We start from the raw sequence: 16,304 nt of genomic DNA, 5'->3' as shown, positions 1-16,304 counted from the left end.
AGCGCGCAGGCAAAGATGAGGGACGATTTCGGGTGATCCAACGCGACTGGAGGCTCCGGACGGCCACGGTGGTGGGGTGGCTGGGCGTGCTCGCCTTCGCCGCATGCCTGCTGGTACGGATGGTGGCGCCGTATCCCCGCTGGGACTTGCTGGCCTGCCTGCTGGTGGTGGCCGCCGCTTCCGGGTACTGGCTGGTCCGGGTATGTGGGGCTGCTGCCGGGGGCGGTGGTGAGCGGGTGCGGTACTGGTGGCCGCGGCGGCGGGTTGTCGCTGCGTGTATCGCTGTGCCGGTGCTTTTCGCTACGTCCGTGCTGGCTGGTACGTCCACGGAGTCGGCCACGGAACAGCTCCTGCGCATCCGCGCGGGCGACCCCACCATCGCTCCCGTCGAAATCGCGGAGGTCCACGATGTTCGGAAGTACGAGGACAGGAGCAAGGTCCGGTTTCGCTCGCATGTCTCCGTCACACCCGCTGAAGGGGGCAAAGAGCGCAACGAACAGCCGCGGATGCAGGGTGAGGTGGAGCTGCGGCAGCCCGCCAAGGCAGGTGATCTGGTGTGGGGCCTCTATTCTCCGGGCGCCCCACAGCACGGCGCCATCCTGGAGCCGGAGCAGGACCTGAAGGCGCTCATCCAGGGGGGCCCGTCCACGCTCGGCTACGTCGCGCTGGTCATCATCGGACTGCCCGCGCTCGGGTACGCCGCCGTCGGCCTGTTCACCAGGAACTCCCGGCCGCTGGCCGCCTCCTTCCAGGGCGCGCGCGACCGCGTGCGGCGTGCCCGCGTGCGGGTGGCAGCGGTCACTGCCGGGCGGCATCTGCGGCGCAACTCGAGGGTCAAGGGGGGCTGGGACCGCAGCAGTCCGCGCCCCGCACTGCGCCTCACCTCGGGCGAGGAAATGCGGGATCTCTTCGTGGACCGTTGTCTCGAACCGCAGGCGCTGGCAGCGGAGTTGGAGGGACGGACGGGGCACCTGTACTGGCAGCCCCCTGCCCCGGACGAGGCCGCCGCCTCGGACGATCCGGCGCGCGTGAACAGCGCGGTGCTGGTGCTGGATGACCGCCCGGACGACCTCCGCTACGTGTACGGCGAGGTCTCCGGCGGAACCCAAGGCCCCGGCCTGCCCTCGGAGGCCGCCCCCGAGAGCCCCTACGAAGCAGCCCGGCCCGTGTACGCGGTGGGCCCCTACGCCATCTGGCATCCCGGCAGCTTCCGCCCCGTGACCGCCGGACTCGCCGTGGCTTTCCTCGCTGCCGTGCTGCTCGCCACGGGCGCGGGCGCTAAGACCGGCTACGGTGGCTCCGGGTTGCTGTGGGTGCTCGTTGCGCTCTTCGTCGGCGCGCCCCTCCTTGGGCTCATGCTCACCGCCCGCCGCGTGACCGTGCGGCTCCGGGAGCTGCAACGCAGGACGGGTGGCCTGGAGGCCCAGGACCCTCATGCCGAGCGTGAGGCAGCAAGCTAGCGGACGATCCCTCAACGTGCAGGAGCGATCCGGGAGTTGAGGCGGTGGCCTCCCCTGAGTCGAGGCCGCCCCTCCCGCGTGCTGGATCAGCCGTTGTCGGCGGCGTACGAGCTGAAGGCACTCCCTGCCGTGGGGGAGAGGGCGAGTTGGGCAGGGCTATCGCGTGCGCCGCTCGCGGCGCAGCAGCGGCCGTTCCACCGCCTCGACGAGCCAGTCCAGCTTCGCCTGGTCACCCACGACGGGGTTGGACAGCACGCCCACGCCTTCGATCTCGATGCGTGCCGTGTCTCCGTCCTGCAGCGTGAAGTCCATGCCGGGGACGATGCCGGTGCCCGTCGCCAGCACGGCCCCGTCGGGGAACGGCTGGGCGTGCCACAGGTGTTCGGCGAGGCCGTGCGGGTCGCGGTGGAAGGCGGCCGTCGAGGTCTCGCCCTCGAAGGCGACGCCGCCGTCGCGGCTGATGGTGAGGGTGATCCGCAGTGCGGACACGTCGTCGAGCTCCCAGGCGGGCACGATGCCGGGGGAGACCGCGGCGCTTCCGCCGTAGATCTTCGCCTGCGGCAGATACAGCGGGTTCTCGCCCTCGATGGAGCGGGAGCTGACGTCGTCGGTGACGACGTAACCCACGGTCTCGCCCTGCCTGTTGAGGACGATTCCGAGTTCGGGCTCGGGCACGTTCAGTTCGGAGTCGTCCCGTACGGCGATCGGTTCGCCGTCGGTGACGATCCGCCACGGCTGCGCCTTGAAGAAGAGTTCGGGACGTTCGGCGTCGTAGACGCGCTCGTAAACGGACTGCTCGGTGCTCTCGGCGACACGTGCCTCACGGGAGCGCTCGTAGGTGACGCCGGCCGCCCACAGCTCCATCATCCCGTCCAGCGGCGGCAGCAGCACCACGTCGCCCTCGGTGAAGACGGCGGGCGCGCCCGCGGTGCTCTCGGTGAGGGAGCGCAGATCCTCCACGGGCAGCCGCAGTAGGTCGGCGATGCGCCGCGTGCCGTCGAACGTGCGGATGGCTCCGGTGCCGTCCGCGATGCCGGTACGTACGGTGCCGCCGTCGTCGGCGAAGCGCACTATGCGTGTCATCGGTGCTCCTCTCTGCCCGGGGCCGCTCCCGCAGCGTCCGCGGCCGGGGTGGTGCTCGGCTTCTGCGCTTCGTCTTCATCCACGCCCCGCCGACGGCAAGACGTCTGACCGGTGGAACGTAAACCGCGTTCCGCCGCGCTGACAAGGGGTCGTGAAGCCTCCGGTCATACACGTCAAGATCTGGCCTTACGCCTGCCTGTGAGGCGAGTTGGGGGTCTGGCGGGTCGGCCAGACATCTGACATCTTTGCCTGCGGGGTTCGTTGTGCTGGCAGCGTGCCCACGCCCCGCAGCCTTCGCCGCCCTCTCGCACGTATCAGGAGTGAGTGCCGATGACCGCCCGCATCGTCGACATCGAGACGATCGACGTCCGCTTCCCCACCTCGCAGGCCCTCGACGGCTCCGACGCCATGAACGAAGCGCCCGACTACTCCGCCGCGTACGTCATCCTGCACGTCGGCGACGACGGGGACGGAACGGCGGATGACGAGGGCCCGCAGGTGTCCGAGGGGCACGGCTTCACGTTCACCATCGGCCGGGGAACCGATCTGGCCGTCGCCGCCGCCGAGGCGATCGGCCGCCGCGCCGTCGGCATGTCCGTCGACGAGATCGCCGGTGACCTCGGCGGCTTCTCCCGGCATCTCCTCGGCGACAGCCAACTGCGCTGGCTCGGCCCCGACAAGGGCGCGATCCACCTCGGGGCGGCCGCGGTCATCAACGCCGGCTGGGACCTGGCCGCCAAGCGTGCGGGCAAGCCCGTGTGGAAGCTGCTCGCCGACTTCAGCCCGCGCCAGATCGTCGACCTCGTCGACTGGCGTTACCTCAAGGACGCGCTCACGCCCGAAGCCGCCCTGGAACTGCTGGAGTCGCGGGTTCCTGGCCGGGCCGAGCGCGAGGCGTACGTCCGCGAACACGGCTACCCCGCCTACACCACCAGTGCCGGATGGCTCGGCTACGACGACGAGAAGCTGGCCCGCCTCTGCCGCGAGGCCGTCGAGCAGGGCTGGGACTCGGTCAAGCTGAAGGTCGGCGCGAACCTCGACGACGACGTGCGCCGCTGCCGCATCGCCCGCGAGATCATCGGCCCGGACCGCCGGCTGATGATCGACGCGAACCAGACGCTCGGGGTCGACGAGGCGATCGAATGGGCCGACGCCCTCAAGGAGTTCGGCATCTGGTGGTTCGAGGAGCCGACCAGCCCGGACGACGTGCTCGGACACGCCGCCATCCAGCGCCGCATCGCCCCCATCAACGTCGCCACCGGCGAACACGCCCACAACGCCGTGATGTTCAAGCAGTTCCTCCAGGCGGAGGCGATCGGCATCTGCCAGATCGACGCCTGCCGGCTCGGCGGCGTCAACGAGGCGGTCGCCTCCCTGCTGCTGGCCGCGGCGCACGGCGTGCCGGTGTGCCCGCACGCCGGCGGCGTCGGCCTGTGCGAACTGGTGCAGCATCTCTCGGTGTTCGACTACGTGGCGGTCAGCGGCTCCATGGAGGACCGCGTCGTCGAGTACGTCGACCACCTGCACGAGCACTTCCACGACCCCGTACGCGTCGAGGGCTCCCGCTACCGCGTGCCCGAAGCCCCGGGCTACAGCGCGCAGATCCGCCGCGAGACGCTGGAGGCCCACCGCTTCCCCGACGGACCGGTGTGGCACGGCGCGGCGGCCACGGTGACATCCTGACCGCCATGGCTTCGGACAGAGCCGGCGAGGACGGCGGCATGAGCGGCGTGGCCCACCTGCGTGCGAACGACGTCGGCAGCGTCGTGGACGTGGCGATCGGCCGCCTGAAGCAGCGCATCGAGAGCGGCGAGTTCGCCCCCGGGCACCGGCTGCCTCCCGAGGCGGCGCTCGCCGGTGAACTGGAGCTGTCCCGTCCCTCGCTGCGCGAGGCCGTGCGGGCGCTCGCCATGGCCGGAGTCCTCGAAGTGCGGCGCGGTGACGGCACGTTCGTCACCGACCTGCGTCCCGAGCGGCTCATGAGCGCCATCGGCAGCTTTCTGGACCTCGCTCAGGACACCGCCCTGGACGAGATGCTCGAGTGCCGCAAGGTGCTGGAGCCGGGAGCGACCGCGCTCGCCGCGACCCGCATCGGCGACGCCGAACTCGACGGGCTGCTGGAGCGCATCGAGCGGATGCGGACGGTGCAGGACCCGGGCGAACTCGTCCGCGAGGACCTGGCGTTCCACGCCGACATCGTCGCGGCGACGGGCAACCGCACGCTCCAGTCCCTGGTCTCGTCCGTCAGCAACCGGACGGCCAGGGCCCGAATGTGGCGGGCCCTGGTCAAGTCCGACGTCCTCGCCTGGACGCATCAGCAGCACATGGACATCCACGGCGCGCTGCGCGCCCGCGACAGCCTCGGTGCCTTCGCGGCGGCGAGCCGCCACGTCAACGACGTGGAGCGGTGGGTGCGCGAGCGCCTGGACGCGGTGCGGGAAGGCCCTGGCGGGCCCGGGGAGTGACGCCGGGGGCCCGGGCGGCCGGCGCCCCGCGGGCCGTCGGCCCGGCCCGGCCGGCCTGCCCGGCCTGCGGCGGACGGCCGTGCCGCGACGGATCGCAGCGGTCTTCGGACCGCAGCGCACGGGCGCCCCGCGGCGGGGCGTGGTCCGTCATTGCGGCGGCGAGCCGGCTGCTGTCGCGGTGTGCCAACACCGGTGTGCGGGTGGGGCGTTGTGGTGCGGTGGCCGCGTCCGTACGTTCCATAGCCGGGTCCGCCGGGCCCGGGCCTGCGACCGGTCGCGGTGGTCTCGGTGCCGCCCGGGCTCGGGAGTCGGAGTGGTGCGGTGGCCCCGCGGTGCCCCCGCGGCGGGGCAAGGCGTGGTCCGCCGTTGCGGCGGACCACGGCCGGCTCGGCGACCTCGAGCGCCGGTCCCCAGGGCGCTCCGCCCCGGTCCCCAGGGCGCTCCGCGCCCTTACCGTGCGGGCAGCACCCTGCCGGTGACCTCGCCCAGGCCGATGCGGCCGCCGCCGGGTCCGGGCGCCCACGCGGAGAGGGTCACTTCGTCTCCGTCCTCCAGGAACCCCCGGCTGCCGTCGGGCAGTTCGAGGGGTTCCTTGCCGCCCCACGTCAGCTCCAGCAGGCAGCCGCGCTGCGAGCGCTCCGGACCGCTCACCGTGCCGGACGCGTACAGGTCGCCCGTGCGCAGCGAGGCGCCGTTGACCGTCATGTGTGCGAGCTGCTGTGCGGCGGTCCAGTACATCGCGGAGAACGGCGGCTCGGAGACGGTGTGACCGTTGATGCTCACCGTGATGCGCAGATCGATGCCGCCGGGCTCCGGCTCCGCCGAGTCGTCCAGATAGGGCAGCAGCGGCACGTCGCGGGCCGGCGGTGCGGTACGGGCGGCGTCCAGGGCGTCGAGCGGAGTGATCCACGCGGAGACGGACGTCGCGAAGGACTTGCCGAGGAACGGGCCGAGCGGCACGTACTCCCAGCCCTGGATGTCGCGCGCGGACCAGTCGTTGAGGAGCGTCACGCCGAAGACGTGGTCGCGGAAGGCGGAGAGCGGCACGCTGTCGCCGTGCGCGGTCGGGGTGCCGACGACGAAGCCGACCTCGGCCTCGATGTCGAGCCGCCGCGAGGCGCCGAAGACCGGGGAGTCCTCGGTGGGCGGCTTGCGCTGGCCCTTGGGCCGCAGCACGGGAGTGCCGGAGACGACGACCGTGCCGGCGCGGCCGTGGTAACCGATGGGCAGATGCTTCCAGTTGGCGGGAAGCGCGGCGCTGTCGGGCCGGAAGATCTTTCCGACGTTCGTGGCGTGGTGCTCGCTGGCGTAGAAGTCGACGTAGTCGGAGACCTCGAAGGGCAGGCGCATCGTCACCCCCGACAGCGGCCGCAGGAACCGGCCCGCGGTCTCCCGGTGCTGCGGTGCGGTGAGCCACTCGCGCAGCTCCCCGCGCACCGCCTGCCACACGGGACGTCCCGCGGCCATCAGGGGCCCCAGCAGGGGCTGCCGCAGGAGCTCCGCGTACGACGAGCCGAAGGCCTCCGCCGCACCGCCCGCGTCCAGGACCTGGTCGCCGTAGCGCACGACGATGTGCGGCCGGGCCGGGTCCTCGGGGGTGGTGCACACGCCGTAGGGGAGGTTGTCCGGGCCGAAGGGGTCGCCCTCGGGCAGTGGGGGAGGGGTCACGTCTGTCACGGTGCCTGTCCTTCGAGATCGTCGCCGGTCACGGGCGAGTTCAGCGTACGGGCCCCGCCGCGCCGCCGTTCCCGGAAGGGTTCGGGTACGGCGGAGAGTAGGGGAGGACCGTGCGGCGCCCGCCGGAGCGCGGTGGCCGGACCAGGGAGAACGGGGCGGCGCCGGAGCCGCGGACCCTCGGCGGCGGGGTCCGCATACGTCAGGGCATACGCGCCCACGGAGATCCACTCGGGACCGGATACGCTGCCCGTGATGGCGACGACCGGAAAGTGAAAGCAGTGAGCGTTCCCCGTGTTCGCTCCTTCGTCGTATGCAGACAGGAGAACCCCCTCGTGACCGAAGTCGGGCCCTTCGGACTGATCTTGCGGGACAAGGCTCTCGAAGCCGATGTCCGGGCGGGGTTGGCTGCTGTCGAAGAAGGCCTCTTCGAGGCCACGAAAAGCGACGTCCCGTTCATAACGGGCGCCGCGCAGCACCTTGTACGCGCCGGCGGGAAACGCTTCCGCCCACTGCTGGTGATGCTCGGCGCACAGTTCGGTGACCCGCACGCGCCGGGGGTGGTGCCCTCGGCCGTCGTCGTGGAGCTGACCCATCTGGCGACGCTGTACCACGACGACGTGATGGACGAGGCCGACGTGAGGCGCGGCGTCCCCAGCGCCAACGTCAACTGGACCAACTCGGTCGCGGTGCTCACCGGTGACTATCTCTTCGCCCGCGCCTCCCACATCCTCGCCGACCTCGGCCCCGAGGCCGTCCGCATCCAGGCGGAGGCGTTCGAGCGGCTGGTCACCGGCCAGATCCTGGAGACCGCCGGCCCCGGCGAGGGCCGCGACCCGGTGCATCACTATCTGGACGTCATCGCGGGCAAGACGGGGTCGCTGATCGCGGTCGCCGGGCGCTTCGGGGCGCTGATGTCCGGGGCCGACGAGAGCGTCGTCTCCATCCTCACCCAGTACGGGGAACGTGTCGGCACCGCGTTCCAACTCGCGGACGACGTACTGGACATCGCCAGCGACTCCACCGAGTCCGGCAAGACGCCCGGCACCGACCTGCGCGAGGGCATCCCCACCCTTCCCGTGCTCCATCTCCGTGCCCGTGCCGCCTCCGCGGAGGCCACGGCCGAGGACCGGGCGCTGCTCGACCTGCTCGACGGCGACCTGACCGACGACGCCCGTCACGCCGAGGCCCTGTCGGGGCTGCGGGCACACCCCGCCCTGGAGCAGGCCCGCCAGGACACCATTCGTTACGCGAACGAGGCGCGCGAGACGCTCATGCCGCTGCCCGACTGCGCGGCCAAGGCGGCCCTTTCGCAGCTGTGCGACGCGGTCGTGCACCGCGCCGCCTGAGGGTTCGCCCCACCCCGGGTACCACTCTCCGTCAACCCTTGGGCAAGGCCGCTCACCTGCGGCGCCGCTGCCGGGAACGGGTCACGGCGCGGTCCGCGCCGCCCGGCGGCTTCAGGGACGGCCACTGTCGGCGGCCTCCGCACGGGGGACTTTTCGCCGGCCCTCTCCACCCGCAGGAGTAGGCGGACTTGCCTCCTCCGGCGGACGCCAACCGCTCACCGGTTTGGTGCCATTGAGACTCCACCCCGCACGTTCCCGTGGAATTCGGGGACAATGGCCGAGCAGGGTGGAGTCTCCCCGCCGAGGCAAGGTGGGGTCTCCCGCCGAAGGCAGGAGTGGGGTCTCCCGGTCTCCCGCCGAAGGCAGGAGTGGGGTCTCCCCGCCGAAGGCAGGGGACGGACGAGTGCACGTACAGAACCGGCCACCGACCCGGAGGTAGGGCACGACATGGCACAGATCCAACCGAGGACCACCGGCAGGAAGGCCGTCCGTTACGGGATACCGGCCGGCGTGGCCGGAGTCGCCGCATTGACCATCGGACTCGTCCCGGCGCTCGCGGACGTGGGTGCCCCGGACCTGCCGAAGATCTCGGCGGAAGAGCTGGTGGCGAAGATGGCCGCGTCCGACACCCAGCACATGTCCGGCACCGTGAAGGTCAGCACCGACCTGGGCCTGCCCGAACTGCCCGGCGCGGGCGGCGGCAGCGGCAAGCAGGGCGGAGGCCTCTTCGGCGGCGGACCGCACGGTGACGGCGGGCATCAGAAGGACAGCCGGCAGGGCGGTGGCGAGGACGGGGTGGCCGCACCCCAGGAGAAGCTGATGGAGCTGGCCTCCGGGGAGCACACCCTCCGCGTGGCCGCGGACGGCCCGGACAAGCAGCGTGTCTCCGTCGTGGAGGAGACCTCCGAGTACAGCCTCATCCACAACGGCGACGAGATGTGGGTGTACGACAGCGGTTCCGACTCCGCCCTCCACGCGAAGGCACCGGAGGGCGCTGCCGGAAAGCACGACAAGCACAGCAAGCACGACAAGGGCCACCACGGGATGCCGGGCGCCGGCGGGCTCGGCGACATCACTCCGCAGAAGGCGGCCGAGCAGGCGCTGAAGGCGGCGGAAGACTCCACGTCCGTCACCGTGGACGGCACGGCGCAGGTCGCCGGCCGTGACGCCTACCAACTGGTGATCAAGCCGAAGGGTGCCCCGCACTCGACCGTCGACTCCGTACGGATCGCGGTCGACGCGGACAACGGCACACCCCTGACATTCACCCTCGCCCCGAAGGGCGGCGGCGAGCCGGTCGTCGACGTGCGCTACACCAAGGTCGACTTCGGCAAGCCGGACGCGGGAACCTTCGACTTCAAGCCGCCGAAGGGCACCGACGTCACCGAGGCGCCGCGCGGCGGGGCCCACCGTGAGCACCACGGCATGCCGCCGGGTGCCGCCGAACGGTTCGACAAGCTCCAGAAGCACGGCAAGGGCGAGAAGTTCAAGGACCTCGGGAAGGGCGAGGGCCCAGGGCTCTCCGGACTGAAGACGCTCGGCAAGGGCTGGGGTTCGGTCGCCGAGTTCGACATGGGGAAGGGCGGGGCGAGCGGAATGCCCGGCCTCCCGGCACCCGGCGGTGAGGACGGCAAGTCGCCGCAGGCCGGGAAGTTCCTCGACAGCTTCACCGACAAGGCCAAGGGCGACTTCGGAACCGGCCGGATCTTCCACACCCGGCTGGTCAATGCCCTGATGACGGACGACGGAAAGGTCTACGTGGGCGCCGTGACGAAGGAGGGCCTGATCAAGGCCGCCGACGCCGCCGCCAAGTGACCTTCCCCTTCGGGAAGTCGTGACCGGCCCGTACCGTCCCCACCGCCCCCCGAGGGCGGTGGGGACGGACGTGACGGAGGCAGATCGAGCGAGAGACCACGGGAGCGCCATGGCTCAGCCGTCCCACGCAGCTGTCATCGAGACGCGCGGGCTCAGCAAGCGCTACCGGGGCGGCCAACTCGCCGTCGACGGGCTCGATCTGGCCGTGCCGCGCGGCAGTGTCTTCGGCTTCCTCGGGCCCAACGGTTCGGGCAAGACCACCACGATCCGCATGCTGCTCGGCCTCATCGACGCCACCGAGGGGGAGGCCCGCCTGCTGGGCCGGCCCATGCCGTCCGCGGCGCGGCGGGTGCTGCCGCGCGTCGGCGCCCTCATCGAGGGGCCGGCGCTCTACGGCTTCCTCTCGGGGCGCGCCAATCTCCACCGCTTCGACGCCGCGGACCCCACCGCCGATCCGCGTACCCGCAGGACGAGGGTCGAGGGTGCGCTGGAGCGGGTCGGGCTCTCGGCGGCGGCGGGCAAGAAGGCCAAGGCCTACTCGCTGGGCATGAAGCAGCGCCTGGGGATCGCCGCGGCCCTGCTCAAGCCGCGCGAACTGCTGGTGCTGGACGAGCCGACCAACGGCCTGGACCCGCAGGGCATGCGTGAAATCCGTTCACTCGTACGGGCGTTGGCGCAGGAGGGCACCACGGTCTTTCTCTCCTCGCACCTCCTGGACGAGATCGAGCAGGTCTGCACCCACACGGCCGTGATGAACCGCGGACGGCTCGTCACGCAGGGCACCGTCGCCGAGATGTCGGCGGACGCCCGGGGCCGGCTCACCGTCACGACACCGGACGGCGCGGAGGCCGCGGGCGTACTGAAGGAGCACGGCGTGGGCGACCTGACGGTGACCGGCGACGAGGTCACGGGTGAACTGCCCCCGCCGGATGCGGCGGGGGAGCCCGATCTCGCCGGCCTGAACGCCGCGCTCGTACGGTCGGGGGTCCGCGTGCGGGGCTTCGGCGTGACGCGCGCGTCGCTGGAGGACGTTTTCGTCACGCTCACCGGGGAGGGCTTCGATGTCGCGGGCTGAGGCGACAGCCGCGACGAGCGGCGCCGGCGGAACCGCCGCCTCGCCGCGAGCGGTGGAGCCGCCGGAGGAGAAGGGCCGCCTGCGCACGTCCGGTCTGCTGCGCAGCGAACTGCTCACCATGTTCCGGCGGTGGCGCACCGTGGCGCTGCTGGGCGTGCTCGCGGTGATCCCGGTGCTGGTGGGTATCGCGGTCAAGATCGAGACGGCGGACGGCGGTTCGGGCGGCGGAGGCGACGGCGGCGGACCGGCGTTCATCTCGCAGATCACCAACAACGGCCTCTTCCTCGTCTTCACCTCGCTCGCGGCCACGCTGCCGTTCTTCCTGCCGATGACGGTCGGAGTCGTCGCGGGCGACTCGGTTGCGGGCGAGGCCAACGCGGGAACGCTGCGCTACCTCCTGGTCGCTCCGGCGGGGCGCACGCGGCTGCTGCTCGTGAAGTACGCGGGCACGGTGGTCTTCTGCTTCGCCGCCACCCTCGTCGTCACGGCCGCGGCCCTGGCGACGGGCACGGTTCTCTTCCCGCTCGGGGAGGTCACCCTGCTGTCGGGGACCACGGTCCCCCTCTCGGAGGGCTTGCTGCGGGCCCTGGCGATCGCGGTGGCCGTCGCCGTCTCACTGACGGGAGTGGCCGCTCTCGGACTGTTCATCTCGACCCTCACGAACAGCGGGATCGCCGCGATGGCCGCAACCGTGGGGTTGCTGCTCATGGTTCAGATCGTGGACACCGTCCCGCAGTTGCACGCCGTGCAGCCCTACCTCTTCCCGCACTACTGGCTGAGCTTCGCCGACCTGCTGCGCGAGCCCGTCTACTGGGACGCGCTGGTGAAGAACTTCGGCCTCCAGGCGCTGTACACGGCCGTGTTCGGCTCCGCGGCCTGGGCCCGGTTCACCACCCGGGACGTCACTGCTTAGGGCAGGGCTGCGAGGAGGGGGACGCCTCCGAGGACGCGGGGGACGCGGCCGGCGAAGAAGCCGGAGAGGACGAAGCCGGAGAGGGCGCAGCGGCCGTGGCCCGCCCCCGCGTCGCGGCCGACGCCGACTCCTCCGCGCGCGCGGCGGCCCTGCGCAGCTCCTCGCGGGCGCGGCGCCTGGTGCGCAGGGCGTCCCAGGTGAGCACGCACAGAGCGATCCACACCAGCACGAAACCCGCCCAGCGTTCCGGCGGCATCTCCTCGTGGAAGACCAGCAGCCCGAGGATGAACATCAGCGCCGGCGCCACGTACTGGAGCAGACCGATGGTGGAGAGCGGCAGCCGCACGGCCGCGCTCCCGAAGAAGATCAGCGGAACCGCCGTGACCAGACCGGAGACCGCGAGCAGCAGCGCGTGGTCCAGGCCGCCGGAGACGAAGGAGCCCTCACCTGTGGCGCCGAGGTAGAGCAGGAACCCCAAGGCCGGCAGGAACTGGACGGCGGTCTCGGCGCTGAAACTGTCGACACCGTCCAGCAGGATGCGCTTCTTGACGAGCCCGTAGGTGGCGAAGCAGAGGGCCAGCGCGATCGAGAGCCACGGCACCTGCCCGTAGCCGATGCTCAGCACGGCCACCGCGACGGTGCCGATGCCGACCGCGGCCCACTGCGCGGGCCGCAGCCGCTCGCGCAGCAGCAGCACGCCGAAGGCGATGGAGACCAGCGGGTTGATGAAGTAGCCCAGCGAGGACTCCAGGACCCTGCCGACGCTCACCGACCAGATGAACAGCCCCCAGTTCATGGAGATCGCCGTCGCGGCGACGGCGACGAGGCCGAGCCGCTTGGGCTGCCGCAGCAGCGGACGGATCCATGACCAGCGCCGCAGCACGGCGAGCAGCACGAGGGCCGTCGGCAGGGACCACACCATCCGGTGCGCGAGGACCTCGGCGGGGTTCGTGGATTCGAGCAGGTGCCAGTAGAGGGGGAGGATTCCCCAGAGGCCGTAGGCGGCGAAGCCGTAGAGCAGGCCGGTTCGCTCGTCGCTTCGGGGTCCCACGAACCGTCCTCCTCGGGTCTCGGCAGAGAGCCGTCGATACCGCATCGACGGTAACGCCCGCGCAAACCCGCTGTCATCTCCGTTCCAGATGACGGTACTGACAGCGCGGAGGGGCAGCTCAGAGGGCCCCGGGAACCGCCTCACCAGGACGAAGGCGGCCCCGCCGGAAGGAATCCGGCGGGGCCGCACCCGAGTTGTGCCGTCGCGTCGCGTCAGCCGGCGACTGTCCAGGTGTCGTTGCCCGCGAGCAGCGCCCCGAGGTCTCCCTTGCCCTGGTTCTCCACGGCAGCCTCGAGCTGCGTGTTCATGTCCGCGTCGTACACGGGCCGCTTCACGTCCCTCAGCACACCGATCGGCGTGTGGTGCAGGGTCTCCGGGTCGGCCAGCCGCGAGAGCGCGAACGCGGTGGTCGGGGACTCCGCGTGAGCGTCGTGCACGAGCACGCCGTCGCCGCCCTCGTCCGTGACGTCGATGATGCGCAGGTCACCGGTGGCCGGGTCGCGGACGACGCCCTTCGAACCCAGGCCGTCCTCGCCGGGGGCGCCGAAGCGGATCGGCTCCCCGTGCTCCAGGCGGATCACGGCCTCCTGCGCCTGCTGCTTGTCCTTGAGGGCTTCGAAGGCGCCGTCGTTGAAGATGTTGCAGTTCTGGTAGATCTCGACGAGCGCGGTGCCGTGGTGATCGGCCGCGGCGCGGAGCGTGCTCGTGAGGTGCTTGCGGTCCGAGTCGACGGTACGGGCGACGAACGACGCCTCCGCGCCCAGCGCCAGCGAGACGGGATTGAAGGGGGAGTCCAGCGACCCCATCGGCGTCGACTTCGTGATCTTGCCCGTCTCCGAAGTGGGGCTGTACTGGCCCTTGGTGAGCCCGTAGATGCGGTTGTTGAACAGCAGGATCTTCAGGTTCACGTTGCGGCGCAGCGCGTGGATGAGGTGGTTGCCGCCGATGGACAGCGCGTCGCCGTCACCCGTGACGACCCACACCGACAGGTCGCGCCGCGTGCTCGCGAGGCCCGTGGCGATGGCGGGTGCACGCCCGTGGATGGAGTGCATCCCGTAGGTGTTCATGTAGTACGGGAAGCGGGAGGAGCAGCCGATCCCGGAGACGAAGACGATGTTCTCCCTGGCCAGGCCGAGTTGGGGCATGAAGCCCTGCACGGCGGCCAGCACCGCGTAGTCGCCGCAGCCGGGGCACCAGCGCACTTCCTGGTCGGACTTGAAGTCCTTCATGCTCTGCGCCGCTTCGGCCTTGGGCACGAGCGAGAGAGCCTCGCTCTCCCGGGGCGTGCCGGTCGTCTCAGTCATCGAGGGAGGCCTCCTTCAGTGCGGTCGCGAGCTGCTCTGCCTTGAAGGGCATGCCGTTGACCTGGGTGTAGGAGTGGGCGTCGACGAGGAACTCGGCGCGGACGAGGGTGGCCAGCTGGCCCAGGTTCATCTCGGGGATGATCACCCTCTCGTAACGCCCCAGCACAGCGCCGAGGTTGGACGGGAACGGGTTGAGATGGCGCAGGTGCGCCTGCGCGATGTGCTGCCCGTCCCTGCGCAGCCGGCGTACGGCTGCGGTGACCGGCCCGTACGTCGAACCCCAGCCCAGCACGAGCGTGGTGGCCCGGCCGTCCGGGTCGTCGGCCACGACGTCGGGGACGTCGATGCCGTCGATCTTGGCCTGCCGGGTGCGCACCATCAGGTCGTGGTTGGCCGGGTCGTAGGAGATGTTGCCGGTGCCGTCCTGCTTCTCGATGCCGCCGATGCGGTGCTCCAGGCCGGGCGTTCCGGGGACGGCCCATGGCCGCGCCAGGGTCTGCGGATCGCGCTTGTACGGCCAGAACGCCTCGGTGCCGTCGTCGAGGCGGTGGTTCGGCACCTGGGTGAACTGCACGCGCAGATCCGGCAGTTCACCAAGCTCCGGTACGCGCCACGGTTCGGAACCGTTGGCGAGGTAGCCGTCGGAAAGCAGGAAGACCGGGGTGCGGTAGGTCAGCGCGATGCGCGCCGCCTCCAGGGCGGCGGTGAAGCAGTCGGCGGGCGTGGACGGCGCGATGACCGGCACGGGCGCCTCGCCGTTGCGCCCGTACATCGCCTGGAGCAGGTCGGCCTGCTCGGTCTTGGTGGGCAGCCCGGTGGAGGGACCCCCGCGCTGGATGTCGACGACCAGCAGCGGCAGTTCCAGCGAGACCGCGAGGCCGATGGTCTCCGACTTCAGCGCCACACCCGGCCCGGAGGTCGTCGTCACGCCGAGAGCGCCGCCGAAGGCCGCGCCGAGCGCTGCGCCGATGCCGGCGATCTCGTCCTCCGCCTGGAAGGTGCGCACCCCGAAGTTCTTGTGCCTGGACAGCTCGTGCAGCACGTCCGAGGCGGGGGTGATGGGGTACGAGCCGAGGAACAGCGGCAGTTCGGACTGCTGAGAGGCGGCGATCAGCCCGTAGGCGAGGGCCAGGTTGCCGGAGATGTTCCGGTAGGTCCCGGGCGGGAACGCGGTGGTGGCCGGCGCCACCTCGTAGGAGACGGCGAAGTCCTCGGTGGTCTCGCCGAAGTTCCAGCCGGCCCGGTAGGCGGCGATGTTCGCCTGGGCGACCTGCGGCTTCTTCGCGAACTTGGTGCGCAGGAAGTGCTCGGTCTGCTCGGTGGGGCGGTTGTACATCCACGACAGCAGACCCAGGGCGAACATGTTCTTCGAGCGGCCGGCGTCCTTGCGGCCGACGTCGAACTCCTTGAGCGCCTCCACGGTCAGCGTGGTCAGCGGCACCTGGTGCACGCGGTAGCCGTCGAGCGATCCGTCGTCGAGCGGGCTGGCGTCGTAGCCGACCTTGGCCATGGCGCGCTTGGTGAACTCGTCGGTGTTGACGATGATCTCCGCCCCGCGCGGCACGTCGCCGATGTTGGCCTTCAGTGCCGCCGGGTTCATCGCGACGAGGACGTTGGGCGCGTCACCCGGCGTGAGGATGTCGTGGTCGGCGAAGTGCAGCTGGAAGGAGGAGACGCCGGGGAGCGTGCCCGCGGGGGCACGGATCTCCGCCGGGAAGTTCGGCAGCGTCGAGAGGTCGTTGCCGAACGAGGCCGTCTCGGAGGTGAAGCGGTCTCCGGTCAGCTGCATGCCGTCGCCGGAGTCGCCCGCGAAGCGGATGATCACCCGTTCCAGGCGGCGTACCTCTTTGCCGGAGACGGGTCGGGCGCCCGCCTCACCGCCGGGGCCGTCGACGTCATCGACGCTGCCGGGGCCGTTCGTCCCGCCCGCGGCGGGTTCGTCGGCGCCAGGGCGCTGCCCGGCCGGGCTGTTGACCTGGTTGGTCACGGTGGATCGGACCTCCTCGAGGCTGCGGGCTCGCCTGACATCGTACGTCGGTAAGGGTTGCCTTCCCTGGACTGACCACATCGCGGACGAGCTCCTGAGACACCCTGCGATGTCCGGATCCGTACCCC

At 71.3% G+C, this 16,304-nt stretch carries 12 protein-coding genes; 7 read left to right on the top strand and 5 right to left on the bottom strand.

Annotation, left to right across the window (positions count from 1 at the left end; genetic code table 11):
• Positions 1-32: 32 nt before the first annotated feature.
• Positions 33-1,460 carry a hypothetical protein gene (locus EV375_RS15330; protein ID WP_165434742.1) on the top strand — a complete coding sequence of 476 codons (1,428 nt, stop codon included), beginning with the start codon at positions 33-35 and terminating at the stop codon, positions 1,458-1,460.
• A gap of 156 nt (positions 1,461-1,616) precedes the next feature.
• Here the strand turns inward: EV375_RS15330 and EV375_RS15325 are convergent, their stop codons facing one another.
• Positions 1,617-2,543, bottom strand: coding sequence for a fumarylacetoacetate hydrolase family protein (locus EV375_RS15325; protein ID WP_130299926.1), 927 nt, complete (start codon positions 2,541-2,543; stop codon positions 1,617-1,619).
• A 330-nt stretch (positions 2,544-2,873) separates the two neighbouring features.
• On the opposite strand from EV375_RS15325, the gene EV375_RS15320 reads away from it, so the two are divergent.
• A complete protein-coding gene (locus tag EV375_RS15320) occupies positions 2,874-4,226 on the top strand; it encodes an enolase C-terminal domain-like protein (RefSeq protein WP_130299925.1) in 1,353 nt (450 codons plus the stop codon).
• A 5-nt stretch (positions 4,227-4,231) separates the two neighbouring features.
• Positions 4,232-5,008 carry a FadR/GntR family transcriptional regulator gene (locus tag EV375_RS15315; RefSeq protein WP_486588493.1) on the top strand — a complete coding sequence of 259 codons (777 nt, stop codon included), beginning with the start codon at positions 4,232-4,234 and terminating at the stop codon, positions 5,006-5,008.
• Positions 5,009-5,458: 450 nt separating this feature from the next.
• Here the strand turns inward: EV375_RS15315 and fahA are convergent, their stop codons facing one another.
• Complete coding sequence (gene fahA, locus EV375_RS15310; protein WP_130299924.1) at positions 5,459-6,685, bottom strand: fumarylacetoacetase; 1,227 nt, start codon at positions 6,683-6,685, stop codon at positions 5,459-5,461.
• 332 nt (positions 6,686-7,017) lie between these two features.
• Here fahA and EV375_RS15305 point away from each other — a divergent pair, with 332 nt between their 5' ends.
• From EV375_RS15305 to EV375_RS15290, 4 genes are all read left to right on the top strand, one after another.
• Positions 7,018-8,031, top strand: a complete 1,014-nt coding sequence (locus tag EV375_RS15305) for a polyprenyl synthetase family protein (RefSeq protein ID WP_130299923.1) — start codon at positions 7,018-7,020, stop codon at positions 8,029-8,031.
• 447 nt (positions 8,032-8,478) lie between these two features.
• Positions 8,479-9,846, top strand: a complete 1,368-nt coding sequence (locus EV375_RS15300; RefSeq protein ID WP_130299922.1) for a LolA-like protein — start codon at positions 8,479-8,481, stop codon at positions 9,844-9,846.
• 109 nt (positions 9,847-9,955) lie between these two features.
• Positions 9,956-10,921 carry an ABC transporter ATP-binding protein gene (locus EV375_RS15295; RefSeq protein WP_130299921.1) on the top strand — a complete coding sequence of 322 codons (966 nt, stop codon included), beginning with the start codon at positions 9,956-9,958 and terminating at the stop codon, positions 10,919-10,921.
• Entirely contained in the window at positions 10,908-11,834 is a 927-nt protein-coding gene (locus tag EV375_RS15290; protein WP_130299920.1) for an ABC transporter permease, read from the top strand. Before EV375_RS15295 ends, EV375_RS15290 begins: the two co-directional genes overlap by 14 nt.
• Here the strand turns inward: EV375_RS15290 and rarD are convergent.
• From rarD to EV375_RS15275, 3 genes are all read right to left on the bottom strand, one after another.
• Positions 11,824-12,885 carry an EamA family transporter RarD gene (gene rarD / locus EV375_RS15285; RefSeq protein ID WP_207228127.1) on the bottom strand — a complete coding sequence of 354 codons (1,062 nt, stop codon included), beginning with the start codon at positions 12,883-12,885 and terminating at the stop codon, positions 11,824-11,826. The genes EV375_RS15290 and rarD overlap by 11 nt on opposite strands.
• Positions 12,886-13,097: 212 nt before the next feature.
• Positions 13,098-14,189, bottom strand: coding sequence for a 2-oxoacid:ferredoxin oxidoreductase subunit beta (locus EV375_RS15280; RefSeq protein ID WP_130299918.1), 1,092 nt, complete (start codon positions 14,187-14,189; stop codon positions 13,098-13,100).
• Complete coding sequence (locus EV375_RS15275; protein WP_130299917.1) at positions 14,182-16,176, bottom strand: 2-oxoacid:acceptor oxidoreductase subunit alpha; 1,995 nt, start codon at positions 16,174-16,176, stop codon at positions 14,182-14,184. Before EV375_RS15275 ends, EV375_RS15280 begins: the two co-directional genes overlap by 8 nt.
• Positions 16,177-16,304: the final 128 nt, after the last annotated feature.

Source organism: Streptomyces sp. CNZ301, assembly GCF_004217425.1.
The sequence above is the reverse complement of the archived record's forward strand: the minus strand, read 5'-3'. Positions and strand labels throughout refer to the sequence as shown.

Excerpts from the sequence above, each read along its gene's own strand:
- EV375_RS15295 (WP_130299921.1), top strand. The coding sequence starts at position 9,956 with ATGGCTCAGCCGTCCCACGCAGCTGTCATCGAGACGCGCGGGCTCAGC.
- EV375_RS15320 (WP_130299925.1), top strand. The coding sequence starts at position 2,874 with ATGACCGCCCGCATCGTCGACATCGAGACGATCGACGTCCGCTTCCCC.
- EV375_RS15315 (WP_486588493.1), top strand. The coding sequence starts at position 4,232 with ATGGCTTCGGACAGAGCCGGCGAGGACGGCGGCATGAGCGGCGTGGCC.
- EV375_RS15300 (WP_130299922.1), top strand. The coding sequence starts at position 8,479 with ATGGCACAGATCCAACCGAGGACCACCGGCAGGAAGGCCGTCCGTTAC.
- EV375_RS15280 (WP_130299918.1), bottom strand. The coding sequence starts at position 14,189 with ATGACTGAGACGACCGGCACGCCCCGGGAGAGCGAGGCTCTCTCGCTC.
- EV375_RS15290 (WP_130299920.1), top strand. The coding sequence starts at position 10,908 with ATGTCGCGGGCTGAGGCGACAGCCGCGACGAGCGGCGCCGGCGGAACC.
- EV375_RS15325 (WP_130299926.1), bottom strand. The coding sequence starts at position 2,543 with ATGACACGCATAGTGCGCTTCGCCGACGACGGCGGCACCGTACGTACC.